Annotated in this window: 8 protein-coding genes; 5 read left to right on the top strand and 3 right to left on the bottom strand. The window is 59.6% G+C overall.

All coding sequences use genetic code 11. The features are described 5' to 3' along the window. The 4 genes from AAIH70_RS23085 to AAIH70_RS23070 form a co-directional block, all read left to right on the top strand. Positions 1-200 (top strand): hypothetical protein (locus tag AAIH70_RS23085; protein ID WP_430035780.1); only part of this gene is annotated, 200 nt, incomplete at its 5' end. Between the two features lie 12 nt (positions 201-212). Then, on the top strand, positions 213-2,681 hold the full coding sequence (gene hrpB, locus AAIH70_RS23080; protein WP_430035792.1) for an ATP-dependent helicase HrpB: 2,469 nt from the start codon (positions 213-215) through the stop codon (positions 2,679-2,681). A 3-nt stretch (positions 2,682-2,684) separates the two neighbouring features. Beyond that, positions 2,685-3,998, top strand: a complete 1,314-nt coding sequence (locus AAIH70_RS23075; RefSeq protein WP_132278495.1) for an ActS/PrrB/RegB family redox-sensitive histidine kinase — start codon at positions 2,685-2,687, stop codon at positions 3,996-3,998. 102 nt (positions 3,999-4,100) lie between these two features. Next, positions 4,101-4,682, top strand: coding sequence for an ActR/PrrA/RegA family redox response regulator transcription factor (locus AAIH70_RS23070; RefSeq protein WP_132278497.1), 582 nt, complete (start codon positions 4,101-4,103; stop codon positions 4,680-4,682). 1 nt (position 4,683) lies between these two features. Here the strand turns inward: AAIH70_RS23070 and AAIH70_RS23065 are convergent, their stop codons facing one another. Continuing rightward, positions 4,684-5,172 carry an MmcB family DNA repair protein gene (locus AAIH70_RS23065; protein ID WP_132278499.1) on the bottom strand — a complete coding sequence of 163 codons (489 nt, stop codon included), beginning with the start codon at positions 5,170-5,172 and terminating at the stop codon, positions 4,684-4,686. Between the two features lie 191 nt (positions 5,173-5,363). Here AAIH70_RS23065 and AAIH70_RS23060 point away from each other — a divergent pair, with 191 nt between their 5' ends. Next, positions 5,364-6,035, top strand: a complete 672-nt coding sequence (locus AAIH70_RS23060; protein WP_132278501.1) for a L,D-transpeptidase — start codon at positions 5,364-5,366, stop codon at positions 6,033-6,035. An 84-nt stretch (positions 6,036-6,119) separates the two neighbouring features. On the opposite strand, the gene AAIH70_RS23055 is transcribed toward AAIH70_RS23060, so the two are convergent. Further along, on the bottom strand, positions 6,120-8,300 hold the full coding sequence (locus tag AAIH70_RS23055; RefSeq protein WP_132278503.1) for a malate synthase G: 2,181 nt from the start codon (positions 8,298-8,300) through the stop codon (positions 6,120-6,122). A 90-nt stretch (positions 8,301-8,390) separates the two neighbouring features. Next, on the bottom strand, positions 8,391-9,788 hold the full coding sequence (locus AAIH70_RS23050) for a cytochrome P450 (protein ID WP_132278505.1): 1,398 nt from the start codon (positions 9,786-9,788) through the stop codon (positions 8,391-8,393). Positions 9,789-9,802: the final 14 nt, after the last annotated feature.

Below are 9,802 nucleotides of genomic sequence, written 5' to 3'. Positions count from 1 at the left end.
CCGCCCTCGTCAGTGACCGGGTTATAGTCCCCACCACTTCCTCAAGTCAACACCAACTTCGCAAAAATGTCATGTTTTTGCCGAGGAAATATCAGAACCCTTATTGCGCAGGGGATCTGGCTGCCAATTTTCGCCTAAGGTTGCGTTTCTCCTCCTTCAACGGCATGTCTCAAGCCGTTGTGCCGTCCAGAAAGCCTTGAATAATGTCAGCCATTCCGATTTCCGCCCCTATTCTGCCGGCACTGCCGATCCGGGAAACCTTTCCGCAGATCACGGCAGCGCTTCGTGATGGCAATCGGGCCGTGCTTGCTGCTCCTCCTGGTGCAGGCAAGACGACATTGGTTCCCCTCCTCCTCCTCGACCAGCCTTGGTGCTCTGGCCGGATCATCCTGCTTGAACCGCGCAGACTGGCCGCCCGCGCGGCCGCCGGCCGCATGGCTTTTCTTCTTGATCAGCAGGTCGGCGAGACCGTGGGTTACCGCATGCGTCTCGACAACCGCATGTCAGCACGCACGCGTATTGAAGTCGTGACGGAAGGCGTTTTCGCCCGGATGGTTCTTGATGATCCGGAGCTGAGCGGTGTGTCGGCGGTTCTGTTCGACGAATTTCATGAACGATCGCTGGATGCGGATTTCGGCCTTGCATTGGCACTCGACGTGCAGAACGGTTTGCGGGAGGATCTGCGCATTGTTGTTATGTCGGCCACGCTCGACATCGAGCGCATCAGCGAATTGCTGCAGGGCGCGCCGATGATCCGGAGTGAGGGGCGCGCCTATCCTGTGGAGGTTCGCTACAGGGATCGCCCCGGCGACCAGCGTGTCGAAGACGCAATGGTAAAAGCGATCGCCGAAAGCCATCGTGAGGAAACCGGTTCCATCCTTGCCTTTCTTCCCGGGCAGGCGGAAATCCTCAGAACGGCGGGGCGCCTCGAAGGCATGCTCGGCGCCGATACATCGATCGTACCATTGTTCGGCAATCTTTCGCAAAAAGAGCAGGACCTCGCCATCCGGCCGTCACCGCCAGGCAAACGCAAAGTGGTTTTGGCCACCTCGATCGCGGAAACGTCCATTACCATAGACGGCGTGCGGGTGGTGATCGATAGCGGCCAGCAGCGGCTTCCCGTCTTCGAGCCATCCACAGGGATCACCCGGCTGGAAACCACACGTGTCTCGCAGGCGGCGGCAGACCAGCGGGCCGGCCGTGCCGGGCGAACGGAACCGGGTATTGCGATCCGGCTCTGGCATCAGGGCCAAACCGCTGCAATGCCTGCCTTCGCGCCGGCGCAGATTCTCTCCAGCGATCTTTCCGGCATGGTGCTCGACATGGCGCATTGGGGTGTGCGTGACGCTTCCTCACTGGCATTTCTGGATCAGCCGCCGACACCGGCTCTTTTGGAGGCGCGGCAGCTGCTTCGTATGCTGGGTGCTCTCGATGCGACAGATGCACTGACGGCAAAAGGTCGGCTGATGCGGGAACTGGCTTTGCCGCCGCGGCTGGCCGCCATGGTGATATCGGCTGCTGAAGAGGGTCACGCCAGACATGCTTGTCGCATTGCCGTTTTGATGACTGAGCAGGGGCTGGGCGGCAATGGCATTGATCTGGAAGACCGGCTACGTCAGTTCGACCGGGAAAAAGGAGAGCGTGCCACAGCCGCACGGGGTCTGGCTGATCGATTGGCCAAATCGCTTCCCAAAGGCAAAGCCGGAGAGGATTCGGTCAGCATCGGCGCGTTGCTCCTTCACGCCTATCCGGATCGTGTCGCCATGCAGCGCGGCGGTCATGGGCGTTTCGTCATGGTGAACGGACGCGGCGCCGCACTACACGAAACAGAACGCCTTGCCGGAGCGCGCATGCTGGTCATTGCCGACCTGACGGGCCGGGCAGCGCAGGCCCGCGTGCTGGCCGCAGCCGAAGTGGATCGCGCCCAGGTCGAAGCGGAACTCGCCTATATCATCGAACGCAAGGACGAGAATTTTTTCGATGCAGCCAGCCGGCAGACCCGCTCCCGACGCGTGGTCCGGATCGGAGCGGTGGTGCTGGAGGAATTGCCATTGCCGCGCCCGAGCGGGGCGGCGGCAGCACAAGCCCTGGCGGACGGCATCCGGCAGCTCGGATTGCAGGCTGTCGATTTCGGCAAGGACGCTGCGCAATTGCGCGACCGGATCGGCTTCCTCCATCGGACGGTCGGTGCGCCCTGGCCAGACGTCAGCGACGACGCATTGCTTGCCCGGCTGGATGAATGGTTCGTGCCTTTTCAACACGGCAGAAGCAGTTTTGGCTCCATCGATACCGGTGGTCTGAGCGAGGGCCTGCGCTCGCTGCTTGCCTATGAGATCCGCCAGGATCTTGGCCGTATGGCCCCAAGCCATTTCGAGGCGCCGACCGGCCAGCGGCACCCCATTCGTTACGATGGCGAGGAACCGGTGCTGACCATTCGGGTGCAGGAGCTTTTTGGACTGACGAAACACCCATCGGTGGCGGGTGGCCGCCTGCCGCTGCTGCTCGAACTGACATCGCCGGCACACAGACCCATTCAGACCACGCGTGACCTGCCCGGCTTCTGGTCAGGCTCCTGGAAAGATGTCAGAGCTGATATGCGTGGCCGCTACCCCAGACACCCCTGGCCGGACGATCCGGCAGCAGCCGCGCCGACCAATCGGGCGAAACCACGCGGGACGTGAATAATGAGCATTGCAGACAGATCTTCCCTCAGGCACGCGCAGTTCGGCGATACCAGCCGCCGTATTCGCCTGCAGACCCTTGTTCGGTTGCGGTGGCTTGCCGTTGCCGGCCAGACCGTTACCGTGCTGATCGTTTGGCAGTTTTTGCATTTTCCCTTGCCGATCATGGGAGCGCTCATCCTGATCGCTGCACTTGCGGCTGCAAATCTCTTTCTTTCCTACCGCTTTGGGCCGACGCATCGGCTTGACCCCGCCGCCGCATTCGCTTTGCTGGGCTTTGACCTTCTTCAGATGGCCGGCCTTCTGTTCATTACCGGAGGGCTTGCCAATCCGTTCGCGCCGCTGATCTGCGTGCCCGTCATCATCTCGTTCGCATCACAGCCGCTGGTTCCCTCGCTGGCCCTGCTGGTTTTTGCCGTCCTGTGCACGACGATACTGGTTTTCACGCCCTATCCGGTGCCGTGGTATGCGGATCACGCGCTGACTGTCGAACCGGTCATGCAGCTGGGCGTCTGGTGCGCCATTGCATCGATGATGTCGTTTGCTGCCTTCTACGCCTATCGCGTATCGCATGAAGCCACCCAGCTTGCCGATGCGCTGGCGGCGACCGAACTCGTTCTGGAGCGCGAAAAACATCTGTCGCAACTCGATGGACTGGCCGCCGCTGCCGCGCACGAACTGGGAACACCGCTGGCGACCATCACGGTGGTCGCCAAGGAAATGCAGCGGGAACTCGGCAATGATGAAAGATACGCAGAGGACGTGGCACTTTTGCGCAGCCAAAGTGAGCGCTGCCGCGATATTCTGAGGCGCCTCACATCGCTTTCCACCGATGACGAGGAACATATGCGGCGCCTGCCGCTATCCTCCCTCATAGAAGAAGTGACCGCGCCGCACCGGCAATTCGACATCAGCATCAAGCTGGTGGAAAAGACACCGCGCCACGGCGAGCCAGTCGGCAATCGCAATGCCGGCATTCTTTACGGCCTGGGCAATCTCATCGAAAATGCGGTCGATTATGCGCATAGCACGGTCACTCTCACGGTTGAGCATGACGCAGAGAAGGTGGCTGTGACCATAGAAGACGATGGCCAGGGCTTTGCACCTGATGTGCTGCTCAGGATCGGCGAGCCCTATATGAGCAGCAGGCCGACCTCGCAGGATCGTGCCGGCGGCCTGGGGCTGGGCCTGTTCATTGCGAAAACGCTATTGGAACGTTCCGGTGCCACACTGCGCTTCGGCAACTGGCAGGCAGATGGAAGCGGCGCCCGTGTTCAAATCGAATGGCCGCGCTGGCGTATGGAAGCAGATCAATGAGTGCTGATCGGGATGCGGGTAAAGTGACTTTACCGATCGGCTGCAAAAGACGATAACGGGCGCATTAAACAGTGGGCAAGACGGCCTGCGGAGACGAAAATTATGATTGCAGACAGGAATGAGCCTCACGGCACTTTGGATACGGCAGATTATATCGGGCCCGATGCATCGCTTCTGATCGTTGATGACGACGGTCCGTTTCTGAGGCGTCTGGCACGCGCCATGGAGACCCGCGGCTTCGAAGTGGAAGTAGCGGAATCCGTCACCGAAGGCATAGCAAAGTCAAAAATCCGGCCACCGAAATATGCGGTCGTCGACCTGAGGCTCGGCGATGGCAACGGCCTCGATGTCATCGAAGCGATCCGCGAAAGCCGCACGGACACGCGCGTGATCATGCTGACCGGTTATGGCAACATCGCCACCGCGGTGACCGCCGTGAAGCTCGGTGCTGTCGATTATCTTTCGAAGCCGGCGGATGCGGACGAGGTTTTCAACGCGCTGACCCAACGGCCGGGCGAAAAAGCCGACGTGCCGGAAAATCCGATGTCGGCTGATCGTGTACGCTGGGAGCATATCCAGCGCGTGTACGAAATGTGCGAACGCAACGTTTCCGAAACGGCACGGCGCCTCAACATGCACCGCCGCACCTTGCAGCGCATTCTGGCAAAGCGCGCACCAAAATAGGTCAGAGTTCGTCGAAGGACTTGCCGGTCGCCCATTCCGCCATCATCAGGCGCTGGGCGGCGGCGCGTGCAAAATTCAGCATGACCGATTTTCGGGTCGCCGGCGGCAGCCGGTGCTCCGGCGCTTCGCGCAGCATATGGCTGCCGTAGCCATCCGACAGAAACAGACCGCAATCCTCGGGAAAAATATCGAGCGGCACATCCTTGTGCGTGGCGAAAAAAAGCCGATCGCAGTGAAGCCGATAGTCCGGCCATTTGCGATCGATGCGAAAATCCTCGATCGACGTCTTGATTTCAACGATCCAGATTTCGCCCTTCTCCGATACGCTGATCAGGTCTGCGCGGCGACCGCTTGCAAGCGTCAGCTCAGGGACAATTGCGTGGCGCATATCGTTGAGGAGAATCTGGACCCCTCGACGAACCATCATGGCCCGCGCGGACTGCCGCCCGTCCAAAAGCGGATTGTCGTTTCCTATGCTGACAATGGTCATGGATATCGATCGCGGATCCCGTCGGCCCAACCCGGCAATGTTGCAAAAAAGACAATGGTTTTTTCAATTGTGCAATAGCGAAGCCGTAGCGCATCGCAGCTCTTGCAAAGCCTAATGTAATGGCAAATAACCGCTGATCAAAGGTGAGCGTTTCATCTTCAGTTCACAATCTTCATTTCCAAGAGAAATCCATGCGCATCCGCACCAGCATGATCGCGTCCGGCCTGGCCCTTTTGGCCCTGGCAGGCTGCTCCACGACGTCCGAAACCAAGGTTGCAACGAACGCTCCGGCGACCGTCGAGACTTCGGAAATTTTCACGGATTCCTATAACAGCGTGACCGATAACGGTTACACGCTGCCGGCAATCCCGATCAGCCGTCTGGACAAGAAATTCCATCGCCAGATCGTCAGCTTCGACACGGCCGAGCGTCCCGGCACGATCATCGTGAACACGCGCGAGCGCTTCCTCTATTACATCCTGCCACGCGGCAAGGCCGTTCGTTACGGCATTGGCGTCGGAAAGCAGGGCTTTGCCTGGGCTGGTGAAGCCTATGTCGCCTGGAAGCAGGAATGGCCGACCTGGCATCCGCCGAAGGAAATGGCGGTTCGCAAGCCGGACATCGCGAAATATGTGGAATCCGGCATGGGTCCAGGCCTCAACAACCCGCTCGGCGCACGCGCCATGTACCTTTTCAACGAAAAGGGTCAGGACACGCTGTTCCGCCTGCACGGCACGCCGGAATGGGCCTCGATCGGTACGGCCGCGTCCTCGGGATGCATTCGAATGATCAACCAGGACGTTATCGATCTCTATCGCCGGGTTCTGCCCGGCCGGCAGACCAAGGTCGTTGTCATTCAGTAATCTGAAATCCCAAACATAGGAAAAGGCGGCTAGAGACATCGGCCGCCTTTTTCGTTTTCAACATCAGTGCGATTACAGTCGCAGTCAGCCGAGCTTCGCCTTCAATTCCAGCCGCCTGCGATGAAGTACCGGCTCGGTATAACCATTCGGCTGCTCGCGCCCCTTGAGCACCAGATCCAGAGCCGCGCGGAAGGCGATGGAATTTTCGAAGTTGGCTGCCATCGGCGTGTAAAGCGGGTCGCCGGCATTTTGCTCATCGACGGTCTTGGCCATGCGTTTCATCGTCTCAACGATCTGGTCTTCGCTCACCACCTTGTGGTGCAGCCAGTTGGCCATGTGCTGGGCGGAAATGCGCAGCGTCGCGCGGTCTTCCATCAGGCCGACATTGTTGATGTCGGGAACCTTGGAGCAGCCGACGCCGTGGTCAATCCAGCGCACCACATAACCGAGAATGCCCTGCGCATTGTTGTCCAGCTCGCGCTGGATTTCTTCCGGTGTCCAGTTCGGACGCGGCGCCACCGGCACCGACAGGATATCCGCGATTTTTGCCCGGGTTCTGCCCTTCAGGCTGTTCTGCACAGCCGCGACATCGACCGTGTGGTAATGCGTGGCATGCAACGTTGCCGCCGTAGGAGACGGCACCCAGGCGGTATTGGCGCCCGCTTTCGGATGGCCGATCTTCTGCTCCAGCATTGCCGCCATCAGATCCGGCATCGCCCACATGCCCTTGCCGATCTGCGCATGGCCGGACAGGCCGCATTCGAGGCCGATATCGACATTCCAGTTTTCGTAAGCCGCGATCCAGGCAGCCTGTTTCATGTCGCCCTTGCGGATCATCGGGCCGGCTTCCATGGACGTATGGATTTCGTCGCCGGTACGATCGAGAAAGCCGGTATTGATGAAGACGACCCGATCCTTGGCGGCGCGAATGGACTCCTTGAGGTTGACGGTGGTGCGCCGCTCCTCATCCATAATGCCCATCTTGATGGTGTTGACCGCCATGCCGAGCAGCGTTTCGACACGACCAAAAATCTCGGCGGCGAAGGCAACTTCCTCCGGCCCATGCATCTTCGGCTTGACGACATACATGGAGCCGAGCCGGGAATTTTTTCGCCTGCCGTTCGGCCCGATATCGTGAAGGGCGATCAGCGCCGTCACCACCGCATCCATGATGCCTTCCGGCACTTCTGCGCCGTCCCGGTCCAGAATGGCCGGGTTGGTCATCAGGTGGCCGACATTGCGCACCAGCATCAGCGAGCGGCATTTGAGTTCGAAGGTCGAGCCATCCGGCGCGGTATAGTCCAGATCCGGGTTGAGCTTGCGGGTAAATGATTTACCGCCCTTCAAAACCTCTTCGGTCAGATCGCCTTTCATCAGACCGAGCCAGTTGCGGTAAACGACGACCTTGTCCTCGGCATCAACCGCGGCAATGGAATCCTCGCAGTCCATGATCGTGGTGATCGCCGATTCGGCCCATACATCCGAGATATGCGCCGCATCGTCCTTGCCGATGGCGGTTGTCGCATCGATCAGGATCTCGACATGCAGATTGTTCTTCTTCAGGAGGATCTGCGTCGGCGCAGCTGGTTCGCCGAGATAGCCGGTAAACTGCGACGGATCGCTCAAGCCCGTCACCTGTCCATCGGTCAGCGTGAAGAACAGTGCAGCCGATTCGACCCTGAATGATGCCGCATCCGTCCAACTGGCGCCCGACAGAGGTGCAGATTGATCGAGGAAATCCCGAACCCAGGCGATGACCTTGCTGCCGCGAACGGGATTGTAACCCTTGCCGTCCCCTTGGCCTTTTTCAGCGCCGTCAGCCTCCGGAATGGCGTCCGTGCCGTAGAGCGCGTCGTAAAGCGATCCCCAACGGGCATTCGCGGCGTTTAGAGCGTAACGCGCATTCATCACCGGCACGACAAGCTGCGGGCCGGCAATGCCGGCGATTTCCGGATCAACATTTTTGGTCGAAACCGAAAAATCCGGGCCCTCCGGCAGAAGATAACCGATCTCACGCAGGAAAGCCTCGTAGGCGGCCATGTCGGTGGGAGCACGGTTCTGGCGGTACCAGTCGTCAAGCTTCAGCTGGAACGCATCGCGCTTTGTCAGCAGATCGCGATTTTTCGGTGCGAGATCATGAACGATCTGCGAGAAACCTTCGAAAAACCGATCTGCATCGACGCCCGTTCCCGGCAGCGCGTCATCGACCAGAAACCTGTGCAGCCCAGAATCGATCTGAAGTCCGTATGCGTCGATTCTGGTCATCGCTGCCTCCCTTGATATCTGCAATGCTCACAACACTTTGCCTGTGGCGAGAGGATAGTCAACGGTCACGGGTTCAAACGATAGTCTCGTTCAATCACGCAAGGTCACCCGCATCGGCAAGCCGTCACGCGGCTGGGTCGTCAGTTTCTGCACCGGCCAGGGATCGGTCAGCGGCGTCACGTTGAATCGATAGCGCTTCATCAGAACTGCAAGGGCAATCACCGCTTCCTGCATGGCAAAGGTGGCGCCGATGCAGACGCGCGGGCCCGCACCAAACGGCAGATACTGAAAACGGCCGATCTTGCCGCGATTTTCCGGCAGGAACCGTTCCGGCATGAAGGCGCGCGGTTTTTCCCAATAAAGCTCATGGCGGTGCAGCGTCCATGGCATGACCAGCGCAGTCGTGCCGGCCTTGATTTCGACCGTCTTGCCATCTGGCGAGGTCCAGCTGTCATCCTTGATCGCTGCCCGGTTGATCGATGGCGCCGGCGGATAAAGACGCAATGCCTCCTCGAAGGCAGCCCGCACATTCGGCATCAGGTCCAGCCATTCGACTGGTTCGGCACCGGAGGCAACAACCCGGTCTATCTCCTCCTCCATTGCCCGCCGGATATGCGGTGACTGGCCTACGCAATAGAGCGTCCAGGCCAGTGCCCGCGCCGTCGTTTCATGGCCGGCGCCGATGAAGGTGAGGATATTGTCCTCGATCTCATCAAGGGTCAGTCCGTCCGGGCCGGCAAGCTGCAGCAGCAGGGTCAGGAAATCCTGTGGCGCATTGGCGGGATCGGCCATCAATTTCGCCTTGCGATGCTCCATGGTGTTGCGCACGATTTGTCGAAATTTCTCCAGCACCCTCTTGCCGCCGATTCGCGTGATCCGGGGCACCCATGGCGGTGCGCGCAACAGGTCCATGGGATCGACACGACCCATGCGGTGCAGAAGCTGATCAACATCCTCGGAAAAATTGCTGGTTTCGGAAATGATATCGCCGGAAAACAGAGTTTCCGAGAGGATGGCAAAAGCGAGTTCAGTCATATCGACCGAGACGTCATGTACGCGCCCCGAGGAGCCGACATCCGCATATTTTTCCGCATACTCCTCGGACTTGGTCAGCATCTGCCCGGCAAATCCCTTGGCATGACGTGGTGTGAAGACCGGTGCCATGGCTTTGCGCGAACGCTTCCAGACCTGGCCTTCCGCCGTCAGCAATCCATCGCGCAGGATCGGTCGCAGGATCAGTTGGCGGATTTCCGACATTTCGTAATTGGCGGCATGATCCACCAGCACATGCCGGATCAGGCCGGGATCATTGATGATGAGGGTCCGTTCCTGGAAGAATTTCGTATCGATCCAGGGCAGCGTGTAGGAAGGCTCACCCCACAGTTCGAGGGGATTGCGCAAGACCGTGCGGATAATTTCAAGCCTTGATGGCGGCACGCTGCGCGGCACCGGTGCCGGCGGAACGAAAGGCTCGGGGCGCATGTCCATCGACGATCCTCCTG

The sequence above is a fragment of the Neorhizobium sp. BT27B genome (assembly GCF_050455485.1).
Taxonomy (GTDB): Bacteria; Pseudomonadota; Alphaproteobacteria; order Rhizobiales; family Rhizobiaceae; genus Neorhizobium.
Note: the sequence above shows the minus strand (reverse complement) of the source record. Positions and strands in the feature narration are given on the sequence as shown.